Origin of the sequence: Leifsonia aquatica H1aii (assembly GCF_000633535.1) — a bacterium.
Taxonomy (GTDB): Bacteria; Actinomycetota; Actinomycetes; order Actinomycetales; family Microbacteriaceae; genus Leifsonia; species Leifsonia aquatica_A.
Map to the genome: position 1 here is coordinate 19,067 of NZ_AYMR01000010.1, position 26,472 is coordinate 45,538.

General features: G+C 70.3%; 27 protein-coding genes and 1 other RNA gene. 11 read left to right on the forward strand and 17 right to left on the reverse strand.

Annotated elements, in window-relative coordinates:
* Window positions 1-45 precede the first annotated feature (45 nt).
* The 4 genes from rnpB to U870_RS0111815 form a co-directional block, all read right to left on the reverse strand.
* An RNA gene (gene rnpB, locus U870_RS23170) (RNase P RNA component class A) lies at window positions 46-415 on the reverse strand.
* A gap of 84 nt (window positions 416-499) precedes the next feature.
* Window positions 500-1,234: a zinc ribbon domain-containing protein gene (locus U870_RS0111805; protein WP_025157592.1), complete on the reverse strand. Its 735-nt coding sequence runs from the start codon at window positions 1,232-1,234 to the stop codon at window positions 500-502.
* Window positions 1,235-1,274: 40 nt separating this feature from the next.
* The gene (locus U870_RS0111810) at window positions 1,275-2,093 is read right to left on the reverse strand and encodes a Nif3-like dinuclear metal center hexameric protein (RefSeq protein ID WP_025157593.1); all 819 of its coding nucleotides are present in this window, start codon (window positions 2,091-2,093) and stop codon (window positions 1,275-1,277) included.
* An 18-nt stretch (window positions 2,094-2,111) separates the two neighbouring features.
* Window positions 2,112-4,370 carry a purine-cytosine permease family protein gene (locus tag U870_RS0111815; RefSeq protein WP_025157594.1) on the reverse strand — a complete coding sequence of 753 codons (2,259 nt, stop codon included), beginning with the start codon at window positions 4,368-4,370 and terminating at the stop codon, window positions 2,112-2,114.
* 66 nt (window positions 4,371-4,436) lie between these two features.
* On the opposite strand from U870_RS0111815, the gene U870_RS0111820 reads away from it, so the two are divergent.
* Together U870_RS0111820 and U870_RS0111825 are read left to right on the forward strand one after the other, a co-directional pair.
* Window positions 4,437-5,246 (forward strand): thymidylate synthase, encoded by an 810-nt coding sequence (locus U870_RS0111820; protein ID WP_025157595.1) that lies wholly within the window; start codon window positions 4,437-4,439, stop codon window positions 5,244-5,246.
* 7 nt (window positions 5,247-5,253) lie between these two features.
* Complete coding sequence (locus U870_RS0111825; protein ID WP_025157596.1) at window positions 5,254-5,736, forward strand: dihydrofolate reductase; 483 nt, start codon at window positions 5,254-5,256, stop codon at window positions 5,734-5,736.
* Here the strand turns inward: U870_RS0111825 and U870_RS0111830 are convergent.
* Complete coding sequence (locus U870_RS0111830) at window positions 5,729-6,373, reverse strand: DUF1345 domain-containing protein (RefSeq protein ID WP_025157597.1); 645 nt, start codon at window positions 6,371-6,373, stop codon at window positions 5,729-5,731. The genes U870_RS0111825 and U870_RS0111830 overlap by 8 nt on opposite strands.
* Window positions 6,374-6,435: 62 nt before the next feature.
* Here U870_RS0111830 and U870_RS0111835 point away from each other — a divergent pair, with 62 nt between their 5' ends.
* Both U870_RS0111835 and U870_RS0111840 read left to right on the forward strand, forming a co-directional pair.
* A complete protein-coding gene (locus U870_RS0111835; RefSeq protein ID WP_025157598.1) occupies window positions 6,436-7,725 on the forward strand; it encodes an aminotransferase class I/II-fold pyridoxal phosphate-dependent enzyme in 1,290 nt (429 codons plus the stop codon).
* A gap of 7 nt (window positions 7,726-7,732) precedes the next feature.
* A complete protein-coding gene (locus U870_RS0111840) occupies window positions 7,733-8,263 on the forward strand; it encodes a GNAT family N-acetyltransferase (protein WP_025157599.1) in 531 nt (176 codons plus the stop codon).
* Between the two features lie 113 nt (window positions 8,264-8,376).
* Here the strand turns inward: U870_RS0111840 and dhaM are convergent, their stop codons facing one another.
* Genes dhaM through trpD form a run of 4 tightly spaced genes read right to left on the reverse strand, consistent with a single transcriptional unit; the run spans window position 8,377 to window position 11,837 of the window.
* Window positions 8,377-9,084 carry a dihydroxyacetone kinase phosphoryl donor subunit DhaM gene (dhaM, locus tag U870_RS0111845; RefSeq protein WP_025157600.1) on the reverse strand — a complete coding sequence of 236 codons (708 nt, stop codon included), beginning with the start codon at window positions 9,082-9,084 and terminating at the stop codon, window positions 8,377-8,379.
* Window positions 9,081-9,713 carry a dihydroxyacetone kinase subunit DhaL gene (gene dhaL, locus U870_RS0111850; RefSeq protein ID WP_025157601.1) on the reverse strand — a complete coding sequence of 211 codons (633 nt, stop codon included), beginning with the start codon at window positions 9,711-9,713 and terminating at the stop codon, window positions 9,081-9,083. Before dhaL ends, dhaM begins: the two co-directional genes overlap by 4 nt.
* A 34-nt stretch (window positions 9,714-9,747) precedes the next feature.
* Entirely contained in the window at window positions 9,748-10,749 is a 1,002-nt protein-coding gene (gene dhaK / locus U870_RS0111855; RefSeq protein ID WP_025157602.1) for a dihydroxyacetone kinase subunit DhaK, read from the reverse strand.
* Between the two features lie 38 nt (window positions 10,750-10,787).
* Window positions 10,788-11,837: an anthranilate phosphoribosyltransferase gene (gene trpD / locus U870_RS0111860; RefSeq protein WP_025157603.1), complete on the reverse strand. Its 1,050-nt coding sequence runs from the start codon at window positions 11,835-11,837 to the stop codon at window positions 10,788-10,790.
* Window positions 11,838-11,970: 133 nt separating this feature from the next.
* Here trpD and ctaE point away from each other — a divergent pair, with 133 nt between their 5' ends.
* The 5 genes from ctaE (at window position 11,971) to U870_RS22570 (ending at window position 17,098) form a co-directional block, all read left to right on the forward strand.
* Window positions 11,971-12,615 carry an aa3-type cytochrome oxidase subunit III gene (gene ctaE / locus U870_RS0111870; RefSeq protein ID WP_205288762.1) on the forward strand — a complete coding sequence of 215 codons (645 nt, stop codon included), beginning with the start codon at window positions 11,971-11,973 and terminating at the stop codon, window positions 12,613-12,615.
* A 26-nt stretch (window positions 12,616-12,641) separates the two neighbouring features.
* The gene (gene qcrC / locus U870_RS0111875) at window positions 12,642-13,460 is read left to right on the forward strand and encodes a cytochrome bc1 complex diheme cytochrome c subunit (protein ID WP_025157605.1); all 819 of its coding nucleotides are present in this window, start codon (window positions 12,642-12,644) and stop codon (window positions 13,458-13,460) included.
* Between the two features lie 38 nt (window positions 13,461-13,498).
* Window positions 13,499-14,572 (forward strand): cytochrome bc1 complex Rieske iron-sulfur subunit, encoded by a 1,074-nt coding sequence (qcrA, locus tag U870_RS0111880; RefSeq protein WP_025157606.1) that lies wholly within the window; start codon window positions 13,499-13,501, stop codon window positions 14,570-14,572.
* Complete coding sequence (gene qcrB, locus U870_RS0111885) at window positions 14,569-16,185, forward strand: cytochrome bc1 complex cytochrome b subunit (RefSeq protein ID WP_025157607.1); 1,617 nt, start codon at window positions 14,569-14,571, stop codon at window positions 16,183-16,185. The genes qcrA and qcrB overlap by 4 nt, the downstream gene beginning before the upstream one ends.
* A gap of 91 nt (window positions 16,186-16,276) precedes the next feature.
* A complete protein-coding gene (locus tag U870_RS22570; RefSeq protein ID WP_025157608.1) occupies window positions 16,277-17,098 on the forward strand; it encodes a methyltransferase domain-containing protein in 822 nt (273 codons plus the stop codon).
* A gap of 89 nt (window positions 17,099-17,187) precedes the next feature.
* Here the strand turns inward: U870_RS22570 and U870_RS23160 are convergent, their stop codons facing one another.
* From U870_RS23160 to U870_RS0111925, 7 genes are all read right to left on the reverse strand, one after another.
* Window positions 17,188-18,171 (reverse strand): hypothetical protein, encoded by a 984-nt coding sequence (locus tag U870_RS23160; protein WP_025157609.1) that lies wholly within the window; start codon window positions 18,169-18,171, stop codon window positions 17,188-17,190.
* Window positions 18,168-18,515, reverse strand: a complete 348-nt coding sequence (locus U870_RS0111900; protein ID WP_025157610.1) for a PadR family transcriptional regulator — start codon at window positions 18,513-18,515, stop codon at window positions 18,168-18,170. The genes U870_RS23160 and U870_RS0111900 overlap by 4 nt, the downstream gene beginning before the upstream one ends.
* Window positions 18,516-18,651: 136 nt before the next feature.
* The gene (locus U870_RS0111905; protein ID WP_025157611.1) at window positions 18,652-19,074 is read right to left on the reverse strand and encodes a cytochrome c oxidase subunit 4; all 423 of its coding nucleotides are present in this window, start codon (window positions 19,072-19,074) and stop codon (window positions 18,652-18,654) included.
* Between the two features lie 3 nt (window positions 19,075-19,077).
* Window positions 19,078-20,826, reverse strand: coding sequence for an aa3-type cytochrome oxidase subunit I (gene ctaD / locus U870_RS0111910; RefSeq protein WP_025157612.1), 1,749 nt, complete (start codon window positions 20,824-20,826; stop codon window positions 19,078-19,080).
* A 9-nt stretch (window positions 20,827-20,835) separates the two neighbouring features.
* A complete protein-coding gene (gene ctaC / locus U870_RS0111915; RefSeq protein ID WP_025157613.1) occupies window positions 20,836-21,723 on the reverse strand; it encodes an aa3-type cytochrome oxidase subunit II in 888 nt (295 codons plus the stop codon).
* 163 nt (window positions 21,724-21,886) lie between these two features.
* Window positions 21,887-22,243 carry an iron-sulfur cluster insertion protein ErpA gene (erpA, locus tag U870_RS0111920; RefSeq protein ID WP_025157614.1) on the reverse strand — a complete coding sequence of 119 codons (357 nt, stop codon included), beginning with the start codon at window positions 22,241-22,243 and terminating at the stop codon, window positions 21,887-21,889.
* A gap of 95 nt (window positions 22,244-22,338) precedes the next feature.
* On the reverse strand, window positions 22,339-23,775 hold the full coding sequence (locus U870_RS0111925; protein WP_025157615.1) for a dipeptidase: 1,437 nt from the start codon (window positions 23,773-23,775) through the stop codon (window positions 22,339-22,341).
* A 39-nt stretch (window positions 23,776-23,814) separates the two neighbouring features.
* Here U870_RS0111925 and U870_RS0111930 point away from each other — a divergent pair, with 39 nt between their 5' ends.
* Entirely contained in the window at window positions 23,815-24,411 is a 597-nt protein-coding gene (locus tag U870_RS0111930) for a DUF3043 domain-containing protein (RefSeq protein ID WP_025157616.1), read from the forward strand.
* 1 nt (window position 24,412) lies between these two features.
* Complete coding sequence (locus U870_RS0111935) at window positions 24,413-25,381, forward strand: ribonuclease HI family protein (protein WP_025157617.1); 969 nt, start codon at window positions 24,413-24,415, stop codon at window positions 25,379-25,381.
* On the opposite strand, the gene U870_RS0111940 is transcribed toward U870_RS0111935, so the two are convergent.
* A complete protein-coding gene (locus U870_RS0111940; RefSeq protein WP_025157618.1) occupies window positions 25,349-26,392 on the reverse strand; it encodes a quinone-dependent dihydroorotate dehydrogenase in 1,044 nt (347 codons plus the stop codon). The genes U870_RS0111935 and U870_RS0111940 overlap by 33 nt on opposite strands.
* Window positions 26,393-26,472: the final 80 nt, after the last annotated feature.

The following is a 26,472-nucleotide window of genomic DNA, read 5'->3' on the forward strand; positions in this document are numbered from 1 at the left end:
TCCCCTCGACGTGTCCGGCCCGGCGCAGGACCGGGCCGCGTGCAGGGAATGGGCCGGCTAGTACGCCGGGTTCTGTCGCGACACCGGAGTGTCGCGGACGGCCATCTCTCTCGGGGCGACGTCGCCGCCGCCCTCCAGCGGTCTACCCGGGGACGAGGCGAGCAGCCTCATCGTCCCCTGTCTGACCTTGCTCCGGGTGAGGTTTACCGAGCCGACCGGGTCACCCCGGCCGCTGGTGGTCTCTTACACCACCGTTTCACCCTGACCACCGGCCGGAGCCGGTGGCGGTCTGCTTTCTGTTGCACTGTCTCGCGGGTTGCCCCGGGTGGGTGTTACCCACCACCCTGCTCTGCGGAGCCCGGACGTTCCTCGGCGGCCCGCTCACGCGGACCGACGCGACCGTCTTGCCGACCCATTCCGCGGTCAACGATAGCGCAGCGCGTCTGTGCGCCGGATCCGAGTCCGGTCGGCACTCGCTCGGAACGGGGTCAGAGCCGGTTCAGAGCCCGGACTCCTCGTTGCGGATCAGGATGGCGCTGCTGTCGGGGCACAGCACGACGTCGTCGGGGGCGGCCCGGCGGATCTCGGCGAGGTCGGACTCGGTCAGCTTCACGTTGGATCCCAGCGACACGCCGCGCTGCAGCAGAGCGGCACCGAGCCCGTAGCGGGCGCGCTGGCGCTCGTACAGGGCGACCAGGTCGTCGGGGATGGCCGCGGCGATGGTGGCGCGATCGGCGGCGAGCGCGCCGCGCTGGGCGGCGAGCTTCTCCACCTCGGCGCCGCGCGCGGCCTCCAACGCCTCCACGCGCGTGCCGAGTTCGGAGCGCTCGGCGTCCACTGCGGCGAGCGCCGACTCGAGGCCCTCGACCCGCTCCATCACGGTGAGCTCGATCTCCTCGAGGTCGTTCCGGCGCTTGGCGAGGGAGGCGAGCTCCGCCTCCAGCGCCTGCACGTCTTTGACCGAAGCGGTCTGCTGCACCCGGTCGTTGTCGCGCCGGATGCGCGCCTCGACGACCTCCACGTCGGACTCGGTCCGCTTCAGCTCGGTGCGGGCGTCCTCGAGCTCGCCGGTCGCGGCGATCCAGCGCGCGCGGAGGGCGTCGACCTCGGGCTGCAGCGCGGCCAGCTCCTTCGTCTGCGGCAGCGTGTTGACCGCGTGGTCGAGCTGGGCGAGGCGGGTGTCGGCGGACTGCAGGCGCAGCAGTTCGTTCTGGTCGGCGGGGCTGGCTTTCACGTGGGGTGCTCCATCTCGGTGGCGGACAGTGTCTCCAGGGCTACTGGAGGATGGCGAAGTCCCAGGGGTCGGTGCGCAGTTCGCTGACCACGACCTCCACTCCGGGAAGGGCGGCGCGCAGCTGACCGGCCGCGGTGTCGAGCCAGAGCCACTCGCTCGCCCAGTGCGAGACGTCGAGGAGCGCGGGACCACCGCCGAGGATCGCCTGCTCCCGCGCTTCCGACGCGGGATGGTGGCGCAGATCGGCGGTGATGTAGACATCGGCCTCGCGGACGGCGTCCGCGCCCAGCAGGGAGTCGCCCGCGCCCCCGCACACGGCGACGCGCGAGACGGGCTGGTGGTAGTCGCCGGCAGCGCGCACTCCTCCGGCCGTCGGCGGCAGGAGGTCGGCGAGCGCCCGGGCGAGCACCCCGAGCGTGGTGGGCTGCGGCAGCACGCCGACCCGTCCGATGCCGGTGACGCCGTCGGCGGCCGGTGCGATCGGGGTCGTGTCCGTGAGCCCGAGCCGGGCGGCGAGCACGGCGCTCGTGCCGTCCTCGACGACGTCGGCGTTGGTGTGGGCGGCGATGAGCGCGCAGCGGCCGCGGATCAGCCGGGCCAGCAGCGCGCCCTTGTACCGGTCCTCGGCGACGGTCGTGACCCCGCGCAGCAGCAGCGGGTGGTGCGCCAGCAGCAGGTCGGCGCGGGAGTCGACCGCCTCGTCGACGGTGGCGGCGACGACGTCCACGGCCAGCAGGATGCGCTCGACCGGAGCCGCCGGATCGCCCGACAGCAGACCGGGGGCGTCCCAGCCCTCGGCGCCGGAGAGCGGCCAGAGCCCCTCGACGGTCTCGCGGACGGAACGGAGGGTGTGCTGCACGGGATAGAGCCTACGGGATCAGGCGGCGCGCTGCTCCTGGCGACGGACGGCCCGCGACCCCGCGACGATCGGGGTGAGGAGGCCGAGCGCGAGCGCGACGATGACGCCGATGTTGCTCGTGCCGATCCCGGTCTGCGAGTCGATGCCGAGCAGCCGGAACAGGTATCCCTCCCAGCCCAGCCAGGGCAGGTCGGAGCTGACGAGTCCCAGTCCGATGACGGAGGCCGCGACCAGCATGCCGAGATTGCCCCAGCGCCAGTCCGGGTAGACGCCGCCGGAGGCGAGCAGGGAGGGCTGGTGGAAGCGGCGTTCGCGCAGCATCGTCTCCGCCGCGAAGAGGCCCGTCCATGCCGCGACCGGTACGGACAGGGCGGTCGGCACGCCTCGCACCACACTGTCGAGGTCGGTCACGGTCAGGGCCAGCACGATCCCGGCGAGGGCGATCGGGCCTCCGGCGACGACGGTGCTCCACCGCCGGCCGAGCCGCACGCCGAGGGCGTCGAGGGTGAACCCCGCCGAGTACATCGTCAGCACCAGCGCCGAGATGAGGCTGAGGCCGACCGCGAGCAGCAAGGGCAGCGGGTACCACCACGGAAGGCCCAGCCGGACGAACCCCGCCACGGGGTCGCTGGCGAGTTCGGAGGCGAGACCGGGGTGGGAGGCGGCGAGGAGGCCGCCGTACGAGACGAGGACGAACGGCGGGACGGCCGCCCCGAAGGTCGCCCAGAGCATCGCCGCCGCGCCCGACGACGTCGGGCGCTGGTAGCGGGCGACCTCCGCGCTGCTCATCGCCCAGGCCAGCCCGAGGTAGCTGAACACCAGGACGGCCCCGGTGACCACGTGGGTCCAGAGCGCGTCCGGCACCGCCAGCGCACGAGACAGGTCGACCTGTCGCCAGGTCGCCGCGACCATCACGGCGATGAGCACGGCGGAGGCGATCGTCAGCAGCAGCTGCACGCGCGCGACCAGCGAGTACCCGAAGAAGGCCACCGCTCCGGCCACCAGGATCGCCACCAGCAGAGCGACCGCGGTGGGCGTCGCGCGGTCCCGGGCCCACCCTCCCGACACGGCGAGGGAGCCGGCGGCCGAGCCCGCCAGCCAGAGCAGCACCGCGCCCCAGAACAGCTTGGTGACCAGGGCCAGCACGGCGGGGATCGCGTTGCCGCGCACGCCGAACGTCGCCCGGGAGACCACCATCGTCGGCTGCCCGCTCCACTTGCCCGCGAGCGTCCCGAGCCCCAGGGGCAGGAAGGACAGGGCCACGCCCACGAGCGTCGCGACGAGCAGCTGCCGGAGGCTGAGGCCGAGCGTGAACAGTGTGGCTCCGACGCCGATCGAGATCAGCGACGAGGTGCCGGCGAACCAGAGCCAGAACATCCGGGCGGCCCGGCCGACCCGCCGGTCGAGCGGGGACGGCTCCAGATCGGCCTCCTCGGGCTCGAACAGCGGCGCGGGCACCGGCTCGGCGCCGTGCAGCACCGTCTCGTCGTCCGCGACGCGCGGTGAGGCGAGCGGTGTCGGCGCGGTCCCGTGCACATCGTCCGCGTCGTCGTGGAGGTCCGTGTCGATGTGCTCGTGCGTCCCGTCGAGCGTCCCCAGCCGGTGCGACACCACCGGGCCGGTCACGGTGGCGGTCCCCGTCCCCGTCCCCGTCCCCGTCCCCGTCCCCGTCCCCGTCAGCGGAGGAAGCACCGGGGCCATCGCGATCAGCGGGACGATCGGCGGCGCAGGCTCGAGGTCGGGATCGGGGCTCGGGCCGGCTGCCGCAGACGGCTCCTCCGCCACCAGCGGCACCGGCTGGGAGTCGCGCGGGGCGAGCTCGGGAGGCACGTACGACAGCGGCTCGGCCCGGGTCGACGCGGTCGGCTCGGGAACGGGAGGCGCAGAGGGCTCGGCCGGCGCGGTCGTGGCCGCGGGCTCCGACGCCGGCGTCGGCGCCGCCGCCCCGACCCACGCACTGTAGGTCGGCTGCGGACCCTCCACGCGGCGGCGCACGGGCAGGTCGTCGAAGCTGATGGCCTGCGTGGGCGGACCGACCCAGTCGTCGTCCGCATCCTCGCCGTGGACCTCGTCGTCGCCACCTTCGGGCTCGGTTGCGACCTCGGGCTCGCGCGACGCGACCTCCGGCTCCCTCGGCGCGATCTCGGGCTCGGCCATGTCCTCCGCCGGTGGAGGCGGCACGATCGGGATGGCCGTGGTGATGCGCGCCACCTCCGCTTCGAGCGCGCGGGCGAGCTCGTCGTCGCTGTGACGGTCGGCACCCGAGCCGGTCTCCATGTCGAAAGACTACGACTCGCGCCCGGCGGGGGTCAGGGGTGAGCGAAGCGAAGTACCATCGACTCGATGAGCGAGACGATCCCGACCCCGTACGAAGACCTGCTCCGCGACGTCCTCGCGAACGGCAGCCGCAAGTCGGACCGCACCGGGACCGGCACGCGCAGCGTGTTCGGCCGCCAGCTGCGCTTCGACCTCGCCGAGGGCTTCCCCCTCATCACCACAAAACGCGTGCACTTCAAGTCCATCGCCTACGAGCTGCTGTGGTTCCTCCGCGGCGAGAGCAACGTCGGCTGGCTGCGCGAGAACGGCGTTACGATCTGGGACGAGTGGGCCGACGATCGCGGCGAGCTCGGCCCGGTCTACGGCGTGCAGTGGCGCTCCTGGCCCGCGCCCGACGGCTCGCACATCGATCAGATCGCCCAGGTGATCGAGCAGCTGCGCCACGACCCCGACTCCCGCCGGATCATCGTCTCGGCCTGGAACGTCGCCGACATCCCGAACATGGCGCTCGCCCCGTGCCACGCCTTCTTCCAGTTCTACGTCGCCGACGGCCGGCTGTCCTGTCAGCTCTACCAGCGCAGCGCGGACATGTTCCTCGGCGTCCCGTTCAACATCGCGAGCTACGCGCTGCTGACCCTGATGGTCGCCCAGCAGGTCGGTCTCGAGCCGGGCGAGTTCGTCTGGACCGGCGGCGACGTCCACATCTACGACAACCATGTCGAGCAGGTGGAGGAGCAGCTCTCCCGCTCCCCCTACCCCGCGCCCGCGCTGCGCTTCGCACGCACACCCGACAGCATCTTCGATTATCGGTTCGAGGACTTCGTGGTCGAGGGATACCAGCACCACCCGGCCATCCGCGCCGCCGTGGCGGTCTGAGGCCGGCGTGTCGCTCGCTCTCATCTGGGCCGAGGCCCACGACCGCGTGATCGGCGCCGACGGCGGCATCCCCTGGCACCTTCCCGAGGACATGCGGCACTTCCGCGAGCTGACATCGGGGTCGCCGGTCGTGATGGGCCGGCGCACCTGGGACTCGCTGCCCGAACGGTTCCGGCCGCTCCCCGGGCGCACGAACATCGTCGTCACCCGGCAGGCCGCGTGGTCCGCACCCGGCGCGGAGGTCGCGCACGACGTCGAGGAGGCGCTCGCGCTGGCCGCCGGCGCCGAGACCGTCTGGGTGATGGGAGGGGCGCAGCTCTACGCCGCGGCGCTGCCGCTCGCCGACCGGGTGGAGGTCACCGAGGTCGACCTGGACGTCCCCGGCGACACCCGGGCCCCCGCGCTGGGCGAGGGATGGCGCACCGCGCGGGGCGAATGGCAGGAGTCGTCCTCCGGCCTGCGCTACCGGTTCGCGACCTCCCTCAGGTGAGCCCTGCGATGAGGTTCACCGTCGTGGCGAGGATCACCGAGCCGAACAGATAGGACAGCAGGGTGTGCCGCAGGATCGCGCGGCGGATGTATGAGCTGCTGATGTTCGTGTCGGACACCTGGAACGTCATCCCGAGCGTGAACGCCAGGTAGGCGAAGTCGCTGTAGCGCGGCCTCTCCTTCTGGTTGAAGTCGATGCCGCCGTCCTTGCGGTAGTACATGCGCGCGTAGCGCAGCGTGTAGACGGTGTGGACGAGCGCCCAGGAGAGGGCGACGCTCAGCACGGCGAGCAGTGCCACCACGAGCTGCGGGGCCCCCTTCAGCTGGCGAGCGTCCACCACGATGTACACCACCGCCACGACAGAGGCCACGGAGGCCGCGAGCAGGATCACATCGCTGACGCGCCGCCCTGGATCTTCGAGGGTGGCATGGTCCTGGGTCTGCTTCCCGTCCAGCCGCCACACCTTCGCCCACACCCAGACGATGTAGACGATGCAGGCGCCCGCCCAGCCAGCGATCACGGCGTAGTGCCAGGCGTCGAGCAGCCCGACCACGACACCGACCAGCACGCCCGCTCCGAGGGCTACGAACATCCTCGGACGCGACAGCGCGCGGCCCTTCTGCACTTCGTCGGTCACACTCAGGATGTTCGCACACGCCGTCCGCACCGCCGCCCCGCCCGCGCCGGTACGATCGGAACGTGACCTCCCCCGCGACTCCCCTCACCGACCTGGACACCGAGGCGCTGCGCGCCGCGCACGCCGAGTTCTCGCGTGCGTACGACGAGCTGAAGGCCGCCGGCCTCTCCCTCGACATCACCCGCGGCAAGCCGTCGGCGGAGCAGCTCGACCTCTCGAACGACCTGCTGCACCTGCCCGACGGCGAGTACCGGGACGCCGCGGGCACCGACCTGCGCAACTACGGCGGCCCGAACGGCCTCCCCGAGCTGCGAGCGATCTTCTCCGACGCGCTGAAGGTCCCGGTCCCCCAGCTCCTCGCCCTCGGCAACGCGAGCCTGACCCTCATGCACGACGTCATCGTGGAGGCGATGCTCTACGGCGTGCCCGGCGGCGAGCGGCCCTGGGCGGGGCAGTCGATCAGCTTCCTCGCGCCGGTGCCCGGCTACGACCGGCACTTCACCATCTGCGAGCGGTTCGGCATCCGCCTCATCCCCGTCCCGATGAACGAGGACGGCCCCGACATCGAGACGGTGGCCTCCCTGCTGGCGACGGACGACAGCATCAAGGGCATGTGGTGCGTCCCGGTGTACGCCAACCCGACCGGCGCCGTGTACAGCGAGGAGGTCGTGCGCGCCCTGGTCTCGCTGCCCGCCGCGCCCGACTTCCGCCTGATCTGGGACAACGCGTACGCCGTCCACCACCTGACCGACGAGCGCCCGGCACCGATCGACGTGCTCGCCCTCGCCGCCGAGGCCGGCAACCCCGACCGCCCGCTCGTGTTCGCCTCGACCTCCAAGGTCACCTTCCCGGGCGCAGGCGTCGCCTTCGTCGGCGCCTCCGAGACCAACATCGGCTGGCTGCAGCGCAACCTCGGCGCGCAGAGCATCGGTCCCGACAAGCTCAACCAGCTGCGGCACGTGAAGCTGCTCGGCGACGCCGAGGGCCTCGCCGCGCACATGGAGAAGCACCGCGCGATCATCGCGCCCAAGTTCGCGGCCGTCGACGAGACCTTCCGCGCACGGCTCGCCCCCTGGGGCGGCGGCAGCTGGAACGCGCCGAAGGGCGGCTACTTCGTCAGCCTCGACGTGCTCGACGGCACCGCCGCACGCGCCGTCCAGCTGGCGAAGGAGGCCGGCATCGCGGTCACCCCCGCCGGAGCGACCTTCCCGTACGGTGAGGACCCGCGCGACGCGAACATCCGCATCGCGCCCACCTTCCCGCCGGTCGACGAGCTGCGCATCGCCCTCGACGGCCTGTGCACGGCCATCCTGCTGGCCGAGGTCGAGGCACTGCTGGCCGAGCGGGGCTGAGCCGACGGTGAGCGCCGCGCTCGCCTCCGGCGACGCCCGGTCGGACTGGACCGTCCGCCCGAGCGTCGAGGACGACTGGCCCGCGTATCGCGCCCTCCGGCTGGAGATGCTGGAGGACTCCCCGCTGGCGTTCCTGGAGACGCTCGCGACCGCGCGCACGCATCCGGAGGAGCACTGGCGCCGGCGCACCGCCGGCACCTCGACCTCCACGCGACTGTTCGCCGCGGTCGCCGCCGACGGCCGGTGGCTGGGCAGCATGGGCGGCCACCAGGCTCCCGGCACGCACGACCCCTACCTCGTCGGGGCCTACGTCACGCCCGAGTATCGAGGGCGCGCGGTCGGGATGACGGACGCGCTCCTCGACGCCGTGATCGACTGGGCGCAGGGCCGGGGCGAGCGGCTGCTGCTGGACGTGCACGAGAACAATCCCGCGGCCATCCGCGCGTACGAGCGCCGCGGCTTCGTGTTCACGGGGCGCACGCAGCCGTACCCGCTGGACCGCAGCACTCTGGAGCGGGAGATGGCGCTCCCCCTCTGACGTACGGCTCCCCCGCTGACGTACGGAAGGCCGACGCACGGGAGCCTGACGCACGGGAGGAGGGCCGCCCTCACGCGTGCGGACGGCCCTCCTCCTCGTGGTCGGTCTCCTGGTCAGACCTCGCCGAACCCCGTCTCGACGAGCGCGACCAGCGCATCGACCGCCTCGGTCCCGGCCGGGTCGTCCGAGGCGATCCGGGCGGTGGACCCGGCCGTGAGGCCGAGCGACATCACCCCGAGCAGGCTCTTCGCGTCCTTGCCGTTCACCGTCACCTTCGCCGGGAAGGTGCTGGCCAGTTTGACGAAGTCGGCCGCCGGGCGGGCGTGCAGCCCCTGGGGGTTGCGCACGAGCACGTCGCGCTCGTAGGGACCGTCCGCCGGCGCCGGCGCCGCGGCCGGATCCGGCGCTTCGGAGGCGGCCTCCCCCTCCGCCCACGACGTGCGGGCGCTCTCGGCGGCGGCGACGACCGCGGACAGATCGGCCCCGGTCTCGGCCGCGACCGAGGCCGCGATGCCGCCCTCGACGTAGGGCACATCGACGACGCGCACGCGGGCGCGCTGGTCGTCGGGCAGCATGTCGAGCACGGTCTCGGCCGTGAGCAGCGCCGAACCGAGGTCGCTGATGACCACGACGCCCGCTCCCGCATCCGCCTCGCCGACACCCGCCATCACCTTGGCGAAGCTGGTCCCGATCCCGTCGTCCTCCGTGCCGCCGGCCGCGACCAGCCGCACCGACGGCGCCATCTGCCCGGCGAGGGCGACGGCACCGTCGGCGAGTTGGACGCTGTGGGACACGAAGACGATGCCGACGCGCTCCGTCATCCCGCAGCCTCCGCAGCGGCGCGCAGCAGCAGCGCCGTCGACTGGGCGCCGGGGTCGCGGTGACCCGCCGACCGTTCGCCGAGGTAGCTCGCCCGGCCCTTGCGGGCGACGAGCGGCTCCGTGGCCGCCGCCCCCTGCTCGGCCGCGTCCGCCGCCGCGGACAGGATCTGCGCGGGGTCGGCGCCGGCGGCCTGGGCGGCGGACGCCGCGTCGACCGCCGGAGTCCACGCGTCGACCATCGTCTTGTCGCCCGGCTCCGCCTTGCCGCGGGACACGATGCCGTCGCGTGCGCCGGCGAGCAGGGCGACCAGAGTGGCCCCGTCGATCTCCGTCGCGTCGCCGACCGGCTCGGCCGCCTTGAGGAACGCGGTCCCGTACAGCGGTCCCGACGCACCTCCCACGGTCGAGATGAGCGTCATCGCCACCGAGCGGAGCGCCGCATTCGGCGTCGCGTCGTCCGGCAGCTTCCCCAGCGCCTCCACGGACGCACGGAGTCCGCGGTCCATGTTCTCGCCGTGGTCGCCGTCGCCGATCTCGCGGTCGAGGGTGTTCAGTTCCTGCTTGTGCTCCCCGATGGCCGCGGCTCCGGCCGTCAGCCAGGCCGAGACCCAGTTCGTGTCCAGCGCCATCAGCGCCTCCTCCTCTGTCGTGTTCTCGTGGTGGCTAGAGACCCCAGCGGAGTGCGGCGGTGTGCACCGGCGCGTCCCAGAGGGCGGTGAGCTCGTCGTCCAGCTTCAGCACCGAGATCGAGGCGCCCTGCATCTCCAGCGAGGTGACGTAGCTGCCGACCAGCGAGCGGGAGAGCGTGATCCCCTTCTCGTCGAGGATCTCGGCCGCGCGGCGGAACAGGATGTAGAGCTCCGAGAGCGGTGTGCCGCCCATCCCGTTGACGAACAGCAGCACCTGGTCGCCCGACGAGAACGGCAGATCGGTGAGGATCGCGTCCATCATCCGGTCCACCAGACGGTCGGCGGGCTCGATCTTGATCCGCTCGCGGCCGGGCTCGCCGTGGATGCCCACGCCGAACTCGATCTCGTCCTCGGGCAGCACGAAACCGGGCTGGCCCGCGTGCGGCACGGTGCCGTCGGTCAGGGCGAGGCCGATCGAGCGCACGTTGGCGTTGACCCGCTCCGCGATGGCGGTCACGCCGTCGAGGTCGTCGCCCCGGTCGGCGGCGGCACCCGCGATCTTCTCGACCAGCACGGTGCCGGCGACACCGCGCCGTCCGGCCGTGTAGAGCGAGTCCTGGACCGCGACGTCGTCGTTGGTGACGACGGCGCGGACCGCGATGCCCTCCGCGCCCACCAGGTCGGCGGCCGTCTCGAAGTTCAGCACGTCGCCGGTGTAGTTCTTCACGATGTGCAGCACACCGGCGCCGCCGTCGGCGGCCTTCGTCGCCTCCACGATCGGCATCGGCGTCGGCGAGGTGAAGACCTCGCCCGGCACCGCGGCGTCGAGCATCCCCTTGCCGACGAAGCCGGCGTGGAGGGGCTCATGGCCGCTGCCGCCGCCGCTGACCAGGCCGACCTTGCCCTGGACGGGGCCGTCGGCCCGCGACACGAAGCGAGGATCGTCCGACACCGTGACGATGTCGGCGTGAGCTCGGCCGAACCCCGCCAGGGACTCGGCCACGACGTCGGGTACGCCGTTGATGAGCTTCTTCATTGAATACCCTTCCTTCCACAGCTGCCGGTCGCACTACATCAGTGCGTCGCCGCCACCCACTCGTCGAGCTTCGCGGCCGCGGCCCCGGAGTCGATGGCTTCGGCGGCGACCGCCATGTGCGTACGGAACCGATCCAGGATGGAGTCCTGGCCCCTCGACGGGTCGGATGCGAGCTCGTAGGACACGAGTCCGGCCGCCGCGTTGAGCAACACGATGTCGCGCACGGGGCCTTCTTCGCCCGCGAGCACGGCACGCACAACTGCCGCGTTGTACGCGGCATCCTTTCCGAGCAGATCGTCGATCTTCGCGCGCGGGATGCCCAGATCGCGCGGATCGATGTCGTGCTCGGTGACGAGGCCCCGCGAGACCTCCCAGACGTGACTGTGACCGGTGGTCGACAGCTCGTCCAGTCCGTCGTCGCCGCGGAAGACCAGCGCGGTCGCGCCGCGGGTCTGGAACACGCCGACGATGAGCGGGATGCGGTCGAGCGTCGCGACGCCGACCGCCGATGCCTCGGGACGCGCCGGATTGCACAGCGGGCCGAGGTAGTTGAACACCGTGGGGACGCCCAGCTGCGATCGCACGGGACCGGCGTTGGCGAATCCCGGGTGGAACGCGCTGGCATAGGCGAACGTGATGCCGGTCTTCTGCAACACCTCGGCGACACGCGCGGCCGGCAGGGCGAGATCGATGCCCAGAGCGGCCAGGACGTCGGACGATCCGGAGGACGAGCTGGCCGCCTTGTTGCCGTGTTTGATGACCGGCACGCCGGCGGAGGCGGCCACGATGGAGGCCGTCGTCGACACGTTCACCGTGCCGAACCGGTCGCCGCCCGTCCCGACGATGTCGAGGGCCATCGGGTCCACCGGCAGGGGAACGGCGTGGTCCAGGATCGCGTCGCGGAAGCCGACGATCTCGTCGACCGTCTCCCCCTTGACCCGCAGGGCGATGAGGAATCCGGCGAGTTGGGCGTCCGTCGATCGCCCGGTCATCACCTGGTCCATGGCCCAGGCCGCGTCCGCCACGCTGAGGTCCTCCCCGGCGAGCAGGGAGGTGAGCACGGACGACCAGGACTGTGATTCCGTCATGAAACGATCCTATTGCGACGCGGTGGGCCACGGGGAGCCAGGCTTCCCGGGCACGAACTAAGGGCAGCCTAACCAGCGACGACGCGAATTCAGATCAATCAGGTGAGAAAACCACGGGTTCTTTTCAGCCATAATGGGTTACGTGACGAGCACCTCAATCTCCCCTGCAACGAGCGCGCCGGCGATCAACCGGCCCAACGTCGTGGCCGTCGGCACCATCGTCTGGCTCGGCTCGGAGGTGATGTTCTTCGCGGGACTGTTCGCGATCTACTTCACCCTCAAGTCGACCTCGCCGGACCTCTGGGCCGCCGAGACGGCCCACCTGAACATCCCGTACGCGCTGACGAACACGACCATCCTCGTGCTCAGCTCGGTCACGTGCCAGTTCGGGGTGTTCGCAGCGGAGCGCCTGCAGGCGCATCGCACGGGCGGTCTCTTCAACCTGAAGCGCTGGGGCCTCGTCGAGTGGTTCTTCCTCTCCTACGCGCTCGGTGCCGTCTTCGTCGCCGGCCAGATCCTCGAGTACGCCACGCTCGTCAGCGAAGGCATCTCCATCCACTCGAACGCCTACGGCTCGGCGTTCTACCTGACCACCGGCTTCCACGGACTCCACGTGACCGGCGGCCTCATCGCCTTCCTCCTCGTCATCGGCCGCGCGTTCGCGGTCAAGCACTTCGGCCACAAGGAGGCGACGAGCGCCATCGTCGTCTCGTACTACTGGCACTTCGTCGACGTCGTGTGGATCGGACTGTTCGCGGTCATCTACATCATTCGTTAGTAGAAATCAGGAGCTGACCACACCCCATGCGTCCACAGAACCGCAGCAAGGCGAAGCCCGTCCGCAAGAGCGGTCGCCGTCACCCCCTGGCCACCGTCGCGCTCCTCGCGATCGGACTCGGCCTCACCGGCGGCGCCTATGCTGCCTTCACCACCACGACCGCCTCGGCGGAGACCGCCCCCGCCGTCGCCTCCCAGGCCACGGTCGACGAGGGCAAGAAGCTCTTCCAGGCCAACTGCGCCACGTGCCACGGCATGGAGGCGCAGGGCACCTCCGAGGCCCCCAGCCTGATCGGCGTCGGCTCGGCCGCCGTCGACTTCCAGGTCGGCACCGGCCGTATGCCCATGCAGATGCAGGGCCCGCAGGCGCAGGAGAAGCCGGTCCAGTTCACCGACGAGCAGGTCTCGGCCCTCGCGGACTACGTGGCCTCCCTCGCTCCCGGCCCCTCGATCCCCGAGCAGAAGTACCTCGACGGCAACGGCGACGCCGCCAAGGGCGCCGAACTCTTCCGCATCAACTGCGCGATGTGCCACAACGTCGCCGGCGCCGGTGGCGCGCTCACCGAGGGCAAGTACGCCCCGCCGCTGACCGGAGTGAGCGCCAAGCACATCTACGAGGCCATGGTCACCGGCCCGCAGAACATGCCGGTGTTCAACGACCTGAACATCGACCCGCAGGGCAAGGCCGACATCATCACGTACCTCATGTACATCCAGGAGCACCCGTCCCCCGGCGGCTTCGAGCTCGGCTCGCTCGGCCCGGTGGCCGAGGGTCTGTTCCTGTGGATCTTCGGTCTCGGCGCGATCGTCGCACTGACCGTCTGGATCACGGCGAAGTCCAACTAGCCGGTACTGAGCGTAGAGAAAGCGTAAGAAGGAGAACCATGGCACAGGACGAGAACGGCGGTCACGAGCTGACGCCAGCCAGTTCGTCAGATGTCGACGTGCACCGCACGGGCGACGCGGGGACGGCCATCGTCGTCCGCGACGCGCCCGAGAACCCGGGCTTCCCGCCGCACCGGCCGCGCGTCACCGACCTCGACCCCAAGAAGGAGCGGCGCGCGGAGCGCACCGTCTACACGCTCTTCTACCTGTCGATCGCCGGCAGCATCTGGGCGGTCGCGGCCTACATGGCCTTCCCGATCCACGACAGCGACCCGAGCTCGGTCCGACTGAACAACCTGTTCATCGGCGTCGGCATCACGCTCGCCCTGTTGGCGATCGGCATCGGGGCCGTCCACTGGGGCAAGGCGCTCATGCACGAGAAGGAGGGCGTCGACCTCCGCCACCCCGTGCGCGGCAGCGAGGGCACCACCGAGCGGGCCGTGGAGATCTTCCGCCAGGCCGACGAGGAGTCCGGCTTCAACCGGCGCACGCTCGTCCGCAACAGCCTCATCGGCGCGCTCATCGCCTTCCCGCTCCCCGCCGTCGTGCTGTTCCGCGGTCTCGCTCCGCAGGACCAGGACCCGGTCGAGCTGCTCTCGCAGACCATGTGGGCCAAGGGCGTCCGCCTCACCCGCGACCCCTCCGGCACGCCGATCAAGGCCGCCGACGTCACCCTGGGCAGCGCGTTCCACGTGATCCCGGAGGGCCTCAACGAGGCCGAGGACATGCTCGAGCAGAAGGCCAAGGCCGCCGTGCTCCTCATGCGCCTCAAGCCGGAGGACCTGCACGTCTCGAAGGGTCGCGAGACCTGGAACTACGACGGCATCGTCGCCTACTCGAAGATCTGCACGCACGTCGGGTGCCCGGTGGCGCTCTACGAGCAGCAGACCCACCACCTGCTCTGCCCGTGCCACCAGTCGCAGTTCGACATCACGCACGAGGCCGAGGTCATCTTCGGACCCGCCAAGCGCCCGCTTCCGCAGCTTCCGATCACCGTTGACGCCGATGGCTACCTGGTCGCCCGCAGCGACTTCCACGAGCCCGTCGGCCCGAGCTTCTGGGAGCGCCATTGAGCACCACGACCGCCGCACCCGCGGCACCTACGCCGGTCAAGAGCGGTGGGTTCACGGCGGCAGCCGCGAACTACATCGAGGACCGCACCAGCATCTCCGGCGCCGTCAAGGAGTTCGGGCGCAAGATCTTCCCCGACCACTGGTCGTTCCTGCTCGGTGAGGTCGCGCTCTACAGCTTCATCGTCATCCTCCTCTCCGGCACGTTCCTGACGTTCTTCTTCCAGGCGTCCATGGCCGAGGTCGTGTACCACGGCTCGTACGTCCCGCTGAAGGGCATCCACATGTCCGCGGCGATGGAGTCGACGCTCAACATCTCGTTCGAGGTGCGCGGCGGCCTGCTCGTCCGTCAGATCCACCACTGGGCGGCGCTGCTGTTCGTGGCGGCCATCGGCCTGCACATGCTCCGCATCTTCTTCACGGGTGCGTTCCGCAAGCCGCGCGAGCTCAACTGGGTCATCGGTTTCGTCCTGTTCATCCTCGCGATGGCCGAGGGCTTCACCGGCTACTCCCTCCCGGACGACCTGCTCTCGGGCAACGGCCTCCGCATCATCGACGGCCTGATCAAGGGTCTGCCGGTGGTCGGCACCTGGATCTCGTTCCTGCTCTTCGGCGGGGAGTTCCCGGGCACCGCGATCGTCGGACGCCTGTACACGTTGCACATCCTGCTGCTTCCCGCGATGGTGCTCGCCTTCATCGCGTTGCACCTGATGTTCGTGGTGATCCACAAGCACACCCAGTACGCGGCCCCCGGCCGTACGCAGGGCAATGTGGTCGGCTACCCCGTCCTCCCGGTGTACGCGGCCAAGGCCGGCGGATTCTTCTTCATCGTGTTCGGTGTCGTCGCGGCCATGGCGTCGTTCTTCACCATCAACCCGATCTGGAACTACGGCCCGTACGACCCCTCACCGGTCTCGGCGGGTACCCAGCCGGACTGGTACATCGGCTTCGCGGACGGCGCCCTGCGTCTGGTCCCGCCGGGCTGGGAGTTCGTCTGGCTGGACCGCACCTGGTCGTTCAACATCATCGTGCCGGTCGCCATCCTGGGTCTGTTCATCGTGACCGTCCTGATCTACCCCTTCATCGAGGCGTGGGTCACGGGCGACAAGCGCGAGCACCACATCCTGGACCGCCCGCGCAACGCGGCCACCCGCACGGCGATCGGCGCCGCCGGCGTCACGTTCTACGCCGTGTTCTGGGCCGCAGCGAGCTCGGACCTCATCGCGACGCACTTCAAGCTGACGATGGAGGGTGTGATCCACTCCCTGCAGGCGCTGCTCATCCTGGGCCCGATCATCGCCTACTTCCTCACCAAGCGCGTCTGCATCGCGCTCCAGAAGAAGGACCGCTCGATCGCGCTGCACGGCTACGAGACCGGCCGCATCGTGAAGCTGCCCGGCGGCGAGTTCATCGAGGTGCACGAGCAGCTGAGCGACTACGAGCGCTGGCGTCTGGTGAGCTTCGAGGCCTACGAGCCGCTGATGATCCGCCCGAACAAGCAGGGCAAGATCACCATGGGCAACCGGATGCGCGCGGGTCTCTCGCGCTGGTTCTTCGAGGACCGCATCGTGCCGCCCACCAAGGGCGAGCTCGAGTCGGGTCACGACCACCACTGATCCGACCTCCCGTCACGAAAGCGCCGGCGCGTCTCACGCGCCGGCGCTTTCGCGTCCCCAGCCCCTGTCCCGTCACCCCGCGGAGGATGGCATGACCGATCTCGAACGCCTCGCGTCGTGGCTGCGCTGCCCGGTCTGCGGCGCCCCCCTCTCCCCCGTCGACCGGCTGGTGCTCGGCTGCACGTCGGGGCATCGCCACGACGTCAACAAGCGCGGCTACATCAGCCTGCTCGGCGGCTCCAAGCACGTCGGCGACAGCGCCGCCATGCTCGATGCTCGCGACGCCGTGCTGGAGAGCGGGCTCTACGCACCGATTGCACGCGCCGTCGCCGACGCGGTCCCCGCGGCCGCCCCGCGCGTCCTGGACGCCGGAGCGGGTACCGGCCACTACCTGCGCGCCGTCCTCGCCACGCACCCGGACTCCGTCGGCCTCGCCATGGACCTCTCCCCCGCTGCTGTGGGACGGGCGAGCCGAAGCTCCGACCGCATCGACGGCCTCGTCGCGGACACCTGGCGCCCTCTCCCGGTGCGTGACGGGGTGTGCGACGCCGTGCTCGATGTCTTCGCACCGCGCAATCTGCCCGAGTTCGCGCGCGTGCTGCGCCCCGGCGGAACGCTGATCGTCGTGGTGCCCCGCGCCGGGCACCTCAGCTCATTGCGCGCCGCGACCTCCATGCTGGACGTGCCCGCCGACAAGGCGGACGATGTGATCACCGCCGCAGAGGCGCTGTACGCCCTCCTGACGCGCGAACACGTCTCGCAGCCCCTCCCGGTCGATGACGCCGTTCGGTACGCTCTGATCGGCATGGGGCCGTCGGCCCACCACGTCGGCACCGACACGACCGACACCGATCGGCCCCTCCCCACCGAGACCCGACTCGACGTCGACGTCCTGCACTTCACCGCCCGCTGACCCTGGGCCACCGCCCACGATCCACTGGGCGAGACACGCCGCCGGCGCACCCGCCCCGACGGCGCGTCTCGCCGGATGGAGGCCGCGGCTCAGCCGCGGGTGGCCCGTCCGTTCACGCTCCGGCGCTCGATGGAGACGCGGAGGCCCGCACGGCGGAGCCCGAGCGCGACGAGGACGAGCACGACCAGGGCGAAGGCGCCCGCGATACCCCACGAGAGCGCCCCGGACGGGTTGTCCGAGAGCGTCGCCGCGTACCAGCAGCCCACCCACGGCGTGACGGCGATGGCGAAGACCGGCACCGCGGCCGGCTTGCGGGCCAGCAGCAGGAGTACGACGATCAGCGCCAGCGAGGCCACCAGCACGGACGGTGGGATGCGCGCGGCGAAGATGATCCAGAACTGCCGGTCGTACGGGTAGTCGGGGATCAGCATCCGGTTCGCCGCCGCGAGACCGACGAAGAGCAAGATCCAGGCCGGCAGGCCGATGACGAGCATCCCGCGGCGCGACGGTGCAGAGGCGGCGATGAGCGCGGACAGCCCGAAGAACAGCAGGTTCGTGGTACTCGGGCCATCCCAGCCCGGGACCACTGCGTTGATCGTCGGCAGCAGCGCAGCGCACGCCGCACTGACGAGCAGCAACACGCGGGCGCTCCGCGTGGCGCCCGTCAACGCCAGTGCAAGCGCCAGCACCCAGAGCGCGGTGAGTACGACCCCCGGGCTCAGGAACGGTCCGAACGTGTTGACGTCCGGCGCCTGCGATCGCAGCCAGGCCGTGCCCGGCGAGAGCGGCGCCCACCAACTCGTCCAGAGCTGGAAGACCGAGAACACCGCCCCGTAACCGAGCGCGAGAGTCGCAGCACCCGAGCGCACGTTCCGCGGCAGGACCGCTTCCAGGCGGGCTCCCATGCCGTGCACGGCGAGATCGAACAGCTCCCCGGGGGCAGGTGCCGAGCGCCCCTCGCCCTCGGCCCGGTCGAGCAGCATGCTCAGAAGCGCGTCCGCGTTCCGCGCCCGCCACGTCGCGGGGTACCAGCGGAGCGCGCGCCGGTACGTCGTCTCGAGTTCGCGGCTCATTCGCCCGCTCCCACGATCGCGAGCCGCGGTCCTCGCCGGAGGCGTTCCGTCGCCAGCCGCGCGTTCTCCGCGAGCCGTGCGGCCTCGGACTGCAAACGCTCCCGTCCCGCGTCGGAGAGGTCGAAATAGCGTCGCAGGCGGCCTGCGACGACCTCGTCGCGCACATGGACGACCAGACCGGCCGCCTCGGTGCGCTCGATCATCGCGTACAGCGAGCCGACCTTCAGACGAAGCCGGCCGCCCGAGAGCTCGGCCACCTCCGACAGGAGCGCGTAGCCGTGCTTGGGCCCGTCCGCCAGGGCCGTCAGAAGGAGGAACGACGGTTCCCGCAGTTCTATGGTCATGTATCCATGATACTCACGTGGTGTGACTATAGAGCAGCTCGACACGCCATCGGACTGACCACCGCGCAGCCCCGGGGATCGCGAAAGGGCCGCCTCCCGAAGGAGACGGCCCTGTCGTACAGCGCGTGCGCGAGGCTCAGCGGGCGAAGTAGCCGCGGTAGTACTCGAACACCCAGCCGACGATGCAGATGAGGCTGAACGCGACGCCGATGAAGCAGATCCAGAATCCGACGGCCAGACCGAGGATCACCAGAGCGGCCCCGGTGGCGAGGGCGATCGGCCACCAGCTCCACGGGCTGAAGTGCCCGAGTTCGGGGTCGCCGTCGTCGATGTTGGCGTCGAGACGGTCCTCCGGCAGCTCACCGCCCTGCGAGGCGTGCGTACGGCCGATGAAGAAGGCGATGAACGCCGCCAGGATCGCGCTCAGGACGAGCGCGACGGTTCCGACCCACTCGACCTTCTGGTGCATCGGGTCGAGGAGGCTCCACACGGTGTAGACCACCGCGGAGAGGATGAAGAAGATCGAGAGGATCCAGAAGAGGATGGCATTGGCTCTCATGGGCTACTTCACCTCGTTGTTCGCGACGTCGAGCACGGGGGCGTCCGGGGCGTCCTTGGCGCCGCCGACACCGATCGGGATGCCGGCCTCCGGGTGGTTCAGGTCGAACGCCGGCGACTCCGAACGGATGCGCGGGATCGACGTGAAGTTGTGGCGCGGCGGCGGGCAGCTGGTCGCCCATTCGAGCGAGCGGCTGTAGCCCCAGGGGTCGTTGACCGTGACCTTGGGCGCGTTGCGCGCGGTCAGGTACACGTTCACGAAGAACGGGATCATCGAGATCGCCAGGATGCCGGCACCGATCGAGGACAGCTGGTTCATCCAGGTGAAGCCGTCCGACGGCAGGTAGGTCGCATAGCGACGGGGCATGCCCACGACGCCGAGCCAGTGCTGCACGAGGAAGGTCGTGTGGAAGCCGATGAACAGCAGCCAGAAGTGCCACTTGCCCAGTCGGTCGTTGAGCATCTTGCCCGTCCACTTCGGCCACCAGAAGTAGAAGCCGGCGAACATCGCGAACACGACGGTTCCGAAGACGACGTAGTGGAAGTGCGCCACGACGAAGTACGTGTCGGAGACGTGGAAGTCCAGCGGCGGCGACGCGAGGATGACACCGGTCAGACCACCGAAGGTGAAGGTGATCAGGAAGCCGATCGACCACAGCATGGGCGACTCGAAGGTCAGCGACCCGCGCCACATGGTGCCGATCCAGTTGAAGATCTTCACACCGGTCGGTACCGCGATGAGCATCGTCATCAGCGAGAACCAGGGCAGCAGCACCGAGCCGGTCACGTACATGTGGTGCGCCCACACCGTGACGGAGAGGGCCGCGATCGCGATCGTCGCGTAGATGAGGGTCTTGTACCCGAAGATCGGCTTGCGGCTGAACACCGGGAAGATCTCCGAGACGATGCCGAAGAACGGCAGCGCGATGATGTACACCTCGGGATGGCCGAAGAACCAGAACAGGTGCTGCCAGAGCAGGGCTCCGCCGTTGGCCGCATCGTAGATGTGGGCGTCGAAGACGCGGTCGGCCGCGAGGGCGAACATCGCCGCGGCGAGCACCGGGAAGGCCATCAGCACGAGGATCGAGGTCACCAGGGTGTTCCAGGTGAAGATCGGCATGCGGAACATGGTCATGCCCGGGGCGCGCATGGTGATGATCGTGGTGATGAAGTTCACCGCGCCGAGGATGGTGCCGAAGCCCGAGAGACCGAGGCCGAGCACCCAGAGGTTGCCGCCGATCCCCGGTGAGAAGGTCGTGCTCGACAAGGGCGCATACGCGAACCAGCCGAACGAGGCCGCACCCTGCGGGGTGAGGAATCCGGCGACCGCGATCAGCGAGCCGAACGAGTAGAACCAGTAGGCCAGCGCGTTCAGACGCGGGAACGCCACGTCGGGGGCGCCGATCTGCAGCGGCATGAGCACGTTGGCGAAGCCGGCGAAGAGCGGCGTCGCGAACATCAGCAGCATGATCGTGCCGTGCATGGTGAAGAGCTGGTTGTACTGCTCCTTGGTGGCCACCACCTGCAGGCCCGGCTCGAAGAGCTGGGCACGGATGATGAGCGCCATCACGCCGCCGATGAGGAAGTACACGAAGGACGAGATCAGGTACATGTACCCGATCGTCTTGTGGTCCGTCGACGTGATGTAGTTCACGAGGATGTTGCCCTTGCGCTCGATGCCATTGGCGGTGAGCATTGTGGGCTTCGGCGCGGGAGCGGTGGTCGCCCCAGGCGCCGGTGCTGTCGTCGTCATCGGTGTGTCCTACTCGTTGCCCTTGGGTGCGCCCGTTCCGGGCAGGTTCTGGTTGCGGTCGTACTCGGAACCGAGCTGGCCCTCGTACCCCTGGTCGCGCAGGCTCTGGATGTGAGCGTCGTACACGTCCTGCGGGACGATCTTCACGTTGAAGAGCATCGCGGAGTGGTACTCGCCGCAGAGCTCGGCGCACTTGCCGACGAAGGTGCCGGTGCGGCCCGTCGTCTCGAAGTACATGTAGTTGGTCTTGCCCGGGATGACGTCCTTCTTGTACAGCATCGCCGGCACCCAGAAGGAGTGGATCACGTCGCGGGAGTCCAGCTGGATCGTGATCTTCTTGTTCTCGGGGAGGTACAGGGTCGGGATGGACCCCTCCTGCACCGAGCCGGGCGTGGCGTTGGAGTCGTCCGGCTGCACCTGGATGCCCGGGTCGTAGACGTTGTCGTCGACGTAGTTGAAGTCCCACGCCCACTGCTTGGCGTAGACCTGGATGGTGAGGTCGGGGTGCGCGTAGGGCTTCTCGATCGCGTTCTGGTCACGGGCGGTGAAGGCGAAGAAGCCGAGCACCAGGATCAGCGGGACGATCGTGTAGAAGATCTCGATCGGCATGTTGTACCGCAGCTGGACCGGCAGTCCGGTCTGGCCCTTGCGGCGGCGGTACACGATGACCGCCCAGACGATGAGGCCCCAGACGATGACACCCACGATCAGGAGCACGATCCAGCTCGTCACCCACAGGCCGCTGATGCGCTCCGTGTGGTTGGTGACGGGCTGCTCGCCCTCGACGAATCCCGGGAGGAATCCGTTCAGCTGTGCCTGCGTGCATCCCGCGAGGACGACGACGAGCGTCGCGGCGATCGGGATGGCAGCCCATCGGAGACGGCGATTGTGACGCACCGGTGACCTTTCGAGTGACTCTTGGACGATTCACATGCAACTGTACGATTCACATGCAACTGTATGTGGCTCTACCCACCCTACTCCGACTGGCACCCCGATCCGAACACGACGGGCCGCCCACAAGGGGCGGCCCGAGATGTGTTTCTGTGCTATGGACGGCTCAGTGGAACGAGTCTCCGCACGCGCAGGATCCGGTCGCGTTGGGGTTGTCGATCGTGAACCCCTGCTTCTGGATGGTGTCCTCGAAGTCGATGGCGGCGCCGTCCAGGTAGGGCACGCTCATCTTGTCGACGATGACCTCGACGCCGTCGAAGTCCACCGTCGCGTCGCCGTCGAGCATGCGCTCGTCGAAGTACAGCTGGTAGATCAGACCCGAGCAGCCGCCGGGCTGGACGGCGACGCGCAGACGCAGGTCGTCGCGGCCCTCCTGCTCGAGCAGGCTCTTGACCTTGCCTGCTGCGGCCTCGGTCAGGCCGACGCCGTGCGCCTTGGGGACGGTCAGCGTTGTGTCGGTCATGGAACTCCTCACACGAAAAGGGGACTTCTGATTGCGAAATCTGCGTCGATTGTACGTCGGAAAGCCGGGAGGCTGTCCAGACGTTCAGACGGCGCTCAGTCGGCGCGGCGGTCCAGCCGCGCCAGCAGGAGCGCCTCGGACAGGATCGCGCGCGCGAAGACGCCGAGGTGGAGCGACTCGTTCGGGCTGTGCGCCCGCGAGTCGGGGTCCTCCACGCCCGTGACGAGGATCTGCGCCGCCGGGAACTCGCGCACGAGGTCGGCGATGAACGGGATCGAGCCTCCGACGCCGGTCTCCGCGGCCGGGGCGCCCCACGCATCGGCCATCGCGCGCTTGGCCTCGGTCGCCGCCCAGCCGGCGGTGTCGACGAGGAACGCCTCGCCGGTGTCCACATCGCTGATGTCGATGTGAGCGCCGAACGGCGCGTGGGCGCGCAGGTGCCGCTCCAGCGCCGCGTACGCGTCGGCCGCGGGCTGCCCGGGCGCGACGCGGGCGCTCACGCGGACGGCCACGCTCGGCAGCAGGGTGTTGGAGGCGTTGGCCACGCTCGGCGCGTCGATCCCCGTGATGGTGATCGTCGGCTTGGACCACAAGCGCGACAGGATGGGCCCGGTGCCCACCGGGGTGACGCCCGGCAGCAGGGCGGCCTCCTCGTGGAACTGCTCGTCGCTGAGGTGCGGCGGCTCCGCGGCGCCGTCGTAGGAGAGGACGCCGTCGACGGCGACCTCTCCGTTGTCGTCGTGCAGGGTCGCCAGCAGCTTCACGAGTGCGAGCATGGCGTCCGGCGCCGCTCCCCCGTACATGCCGGAGTGCGACGCGTGCTCGAGCGTCGAGACGGCCAGACGGAAGGTCACGTTGCCGCGCAGCGAGACGGTGAGGGCAGGCGTGTTCACATCGACGTTGTCGGAGTCCGCGACGACGATCACATCGGCGGCGAGGGCGGCGGCGTTCTCGTGCAGGAAGTTCGCGAAGGAGCGGGAGCCGAACTCCTCCTCACCCTCGATGAAGACGGCGAGCCCGAGGTCGAAGTCCGGTCCGAGCGCCTCGACCAGCGCGCGGATGCTCGCGACGTGCGCCATGACGCCGGCCTTGTCGTCCGCGGCACCGCGACCGAAGAGGCGGTCGCCGCGCACGGTCGGCTCGAACGGCGGGGTGTCCCAGTCGTCATCCGATCCGGGCGGCTGCACGTCGTGGTGCGCGTACAGCAGCACGGTCGGCCGGCCGTTGCGCGCCGCGCGGGTCGCCAGCACGGCGGGCTGACCGAGCTGGTCGCCCTCGATCGGCGCCTGCTTCACCTCCACGCTCTCGAAGACAGCGGTGTCGCGCAGCAGCGCGGCGACGGCGTCGGCGCTGGCGCGGACGTGGGCCGGGTCGAACGCGGACCACGACACGGACGGGATGCGGACGAGGCGGGAGAGGTCGGCCACCGTGGACGGCAGCCCCGTCTCGACCGCCGTGCGGACCCGCTCCTCGCCCGCAGGATCGTCCGCGGGCGTCGAATACTGGTCGGAAGACGTCTGGGAGTCTGTCATGCGGGTAATCTTAAGTGACCCACAACCGAAGGCTGAGCGTTGGCGAAACGAGACCACCCGGCGACCGAGGCGGAGACGCCGATCGTCGAGACCCCCGAAGAGACGGCAGAGCGACTGACGCAGGGCAAGGGCGCGCCGACGCCCTCCCGGCGCGAGCAGGAGGCCGCCCGCAAGCGCCCCCTGGTGCCCGGCGACCGCAAAGAGGCGGCACGCAATGCGCGCACCAAGCAGGCGGAGGCGCGTGAGAAGGCGCGCATCGGCATGGCCAACGGCGACGAGCGCTACCTCACCCAGCGCGACCGGGGACCGCAGCGGCGCTACGTCCGCGACTACGTCGACGCCCGATTCAGCATCGGCGAGTTCCTCATCCCGGTGATGCTGGTCATCATCGTCCTGAGCTTCCTGCCGTGGCAGTTCCTGCAGGTATGGGCGCTGTTCGCGCTCTGGGCCTTCTTCCTCATCTCGGTGCTCGACTGCATCGTGCTCGGCTTCCTGGTGCGCAAGCGCATCGCGGCGAAGTACGGCGCCGACAAGCTCGAGCGCGGCCTGCGCTGGTACGCGGCCATGCGCGCGCTGCAGCTGCGTGTGATGCGGCTCCCGAAGCCGCAGGTCAAGCGCGGCCAGTACCCCGCCTGACGTGACGATCGTCGTTGCCGCCGACGGCTCCGCCCTCGGCAATCCCGGTCCGGCCGGCTGGGCCTGGTACGTGGATGACGACCGCTGGTCCGCCGGCGGCTGGCCGCACGGCACCAACAACCAGGGCGAGCTGATGGCCGTCATCGATCTGCTGGAGTCGACGGCCCACCTCGACGACGACCTGCGCATCCTCTGCGACAGCCAGTACGTCATCAATGCGGTGACGAAATGGATGGCGGGCTGGAAGCGCAAGGGCTGGCGGAAGGCGGACGGCGCTCCCGTCCTCAACCGCGAACTGCTGGAGCGGCTGGACCGTGCCCTCCAGGGCCGTCGCTACACCTTCGAGTGGGTGAAGGGCCACGCCGGCCACGACCTCAATGAGGCCGCGGACGTCCGTGCCCGCGCGGTCGCGACGGCGTACCAGAAGGGCGACGCCATCCCCATCGGGCCGGGCTGGCCGAACGCGGCGCGCACTGATGCGGGCGAGGCTCCGCCGGAGCCGACCGCCGCTCCTGCTCCCGCCCCTGTTCCCGACCCTGCATCGACGTCCGGCGCCGTTTCGCCCGGGCCCGCCGTCGAGGCGGACGACGCGCTCGAGCTCGACATCTTCGGCGACCTCGCCGTGGCGGAGACCGACGAGGAGGTCGTGGTGCGCCTGGAGCGCGAGCTCCTCGACCCCGCCGTGCGCTCCGATGCGTCGCGGGTCGCCGGTCTGCTGCATCCCGCGTTCGCCGAGATCGGCCGCTCCGGCCGGCTCTGGGGCCGGGACGACACCGTCCAGGCGCTGTCCGGCGAGGAGTCCGAGGCCGTCGGGCTCGACGTGCTGGCGATCGAGACGATCGCCGACGGCGTCGTGCTGCTCACCGCGCGGACGACGGACGCCCGCGGTGCGACGTTGCGCAGCTCGCTCTGGCAGCGCAGCGGCGACCGCTGGCGCCTACGCTTCCACCAGGGCACGCCGGAGGCGTAGCAGCCCGCGGTTGATCTGCCGGGCCCAGAGCGGGCCGCTGTAGAGGAACGCGGTGTAGCCCTGCACCAGGGTGGCCCCGGCGTCCAGGCGCTCCTGCACGTCCTCCGCCGTCTCGACCCCGCCGACCGAGATGACGCAGAGCTCGGCCGGAACGGTCGCGCGGATGAGTCTGAGCACCTCGAGCGAGCGGTCGGCCAGCGGCGCGCCCGAGAGTCCGCCGGCTCCCGCCGCCGCGACGACCGCGGGGTCGGTGCGCAGGCCGTCGCGTGCGATCGTGGTGTTGGTCGCGATGATGCCGGCCAGGCCGAGACGCACGACCAGCTCGGCGATCCGCTGGACCTGCTCGTCGGTGAGGTCGGGGGCGATCTTCACCAGCAGCGGTTTCCGTCCCGCGACCTCCTGGACGGCGGTCAGCAGCGGGGCGAGGAGGTCGAGCTCCTGCAGGCCGCGCAGCCCCGGCGTGTTCGGGGAGCTCACGTTGACGACGAGATAGTCGGCGACGGGGGCGAGCGCACGGGCGCTGGTGAGGTAGTCCGCCGTGGCATCCTCGACGGCGACGACGCGGCTCTTGCCGATGTTCACGCCGAGCACCGGCCGGCGACGCGCGCGGCGGACCCGCAACAGGCGGTCGGCGGCGACGCCTGCCCCGCGATTGTTGAAGCCCATACGGTTGATCACGGCGCGGTCCGGGATGAGCCGGAACAACCGCGGCTTGTCGTTGCCGGGCTGGGCGATCGCCGTGATCGTGCCGACCTCGACGTGCCCGAAGCCGAGTGCGCCCAGTCCGAGGACCGCCTCGCCGTCCTTGTCGAAACCGGCGGCGACGCCGAAGGGCGACTCGAAGCGGAGTCCGAGCGCGTCGACCGCGAGCGACGGGTCGGCCGCGGTGAACCGGCGGGCCAGGCCGCCGAGCCCGACCACCGGCAGCGCCCGGATGACCACGAACGCCAGGTGGTGGGCGCGCTCGGGGTCGAGCTTGGAGAGGACGAGGGAGAAGAGTGTGCGATACATGCCGGTACGAGAATACCGTGCGCCGAACTCAGGCGGCGCGAGTGGCCTCAGCCCGGTTCCCCGGACGGGCCGGGCGCGCC

Excerpts from the sequence above, each read along its gene's own strand:
- erpA (WP_025157614.1), bottom strand. The coding sequence starts at position 22,243 with ATGACCGACACAACGCTGACCGTCCCCAAGGCGCACGGCGTCGGCCTG.
- dhaM (WP_025157600.1), bottom strand. The coding sequence starts at position 9,084 with ATGACGGAGCGCGTCGGCATCGTCTTCGTGTCCCACAGCGTCCAACTC.
- U870_RS0111940 (WP_025157618.1), bottom strand. The coding sequence starts at position 26,392 with ATGTATCGCACACTCTTCTCCCTCGTCCTCTCCAAGCTCGACCCCGAG.
- U870_RS0111925 (WP_025157615.1), bottom strand. The coding sequence starts at position 23,775 with ATGACAGACTCCCAGACGTCTTCCGACCAGTATTCGACGCCCGCGGAC.
- trpD (WP_025157603.1), bottom strand. The coding sequence starts at position 11,837 with ATGACGGAATCACAGTCCTGGTCGTCCGTGCTCACCTCCCTGCTCGCC.
- U870_RS0111820 (WP_025157595.1), top strand. The coding sequence starts at position 4,437 with ATGAGCGAGACGATCCCGACCCCGTACGAAGACCTGCTCCGCGACGTC.
- qcrA (WP_025157606.1), top strand. The coding sequence starts at position 13,499 with ATGGCACAGGACGAGAACGGCGGTCACGAGCTGACGCCAGCCAGTTCG.
- U870_RS22570 (WP_025157608.1), top strand. The coding sequence starts at position 16,277 with ATGACCGATCTCGAACGCCTCGCGTCGTGGCTGCGCTGCCCGGTCTGC.
- U870_RS0111905 (WP_025157611.1), bottom strand. The coding sequence starts at position 19,074 with ATGAGAGCCAATGCCATCCTCTTCTGGATCCTCTCGATCTTCTTCATC.
- qcrC (WP_025157605.1), top strand. The coding sequence starts at position 12,642 with ATGCGTCCACAGAACCGCAGCAAGGCGAAGCCCGTCCGCAAGAGCGGT.
- U870_RS0111815 (WP_025157594.1), bottom strand. The coding sequence starts at position 4,370 with ATGGAGACCGGCTCGGGTGCCGACCGTCACAGCGACGACGAGCTCGCC.
- dhaK (WP_025157602.1), bottom strand. The coding sequence starts at position 10,749 with ATGAAGAAGCTCATCAACGGCGTACCCGACGTCGTGGCCGAGTCCCTG.
- ctaD (WP_025157612.1), bottom strand. The coding sequence starts at position 20,826 with ATGACGACGACAGCACCGGCGCCTGGGGCGACCACCGCTCCCGCGCCG.
- dhaL (WP_025157601.1), bottom strand. The coding sequence starts at position 9,713 with ATGGCGCTGGACACGAACTGGGTCTCGGCCTGGCTGACGGCCGGAGCC.
- U870_RS23160 (WP_025157609.1), bottom strand. The coding sequence starts at position 18,171 with ATGAGCCGCGAACTCGAGACGACGTACCGGCGCGCGCTCCGCTGGTAC.
- U870_RS0111900 (WP_025157610.1), bottom strand. The coding sequence starts at position 18,515 with ATGACCATAGAACTGCGGGAACCGTCGTTCCTCCTTCTGACGGCCCTG.
- ctaE (WP_205288762.1), top strand. The coding sequence starts at position 11,971 with ATGGGTTACGTGACGAGCACCTCAATCTCCCCTGCAACGAGCGCGCCG.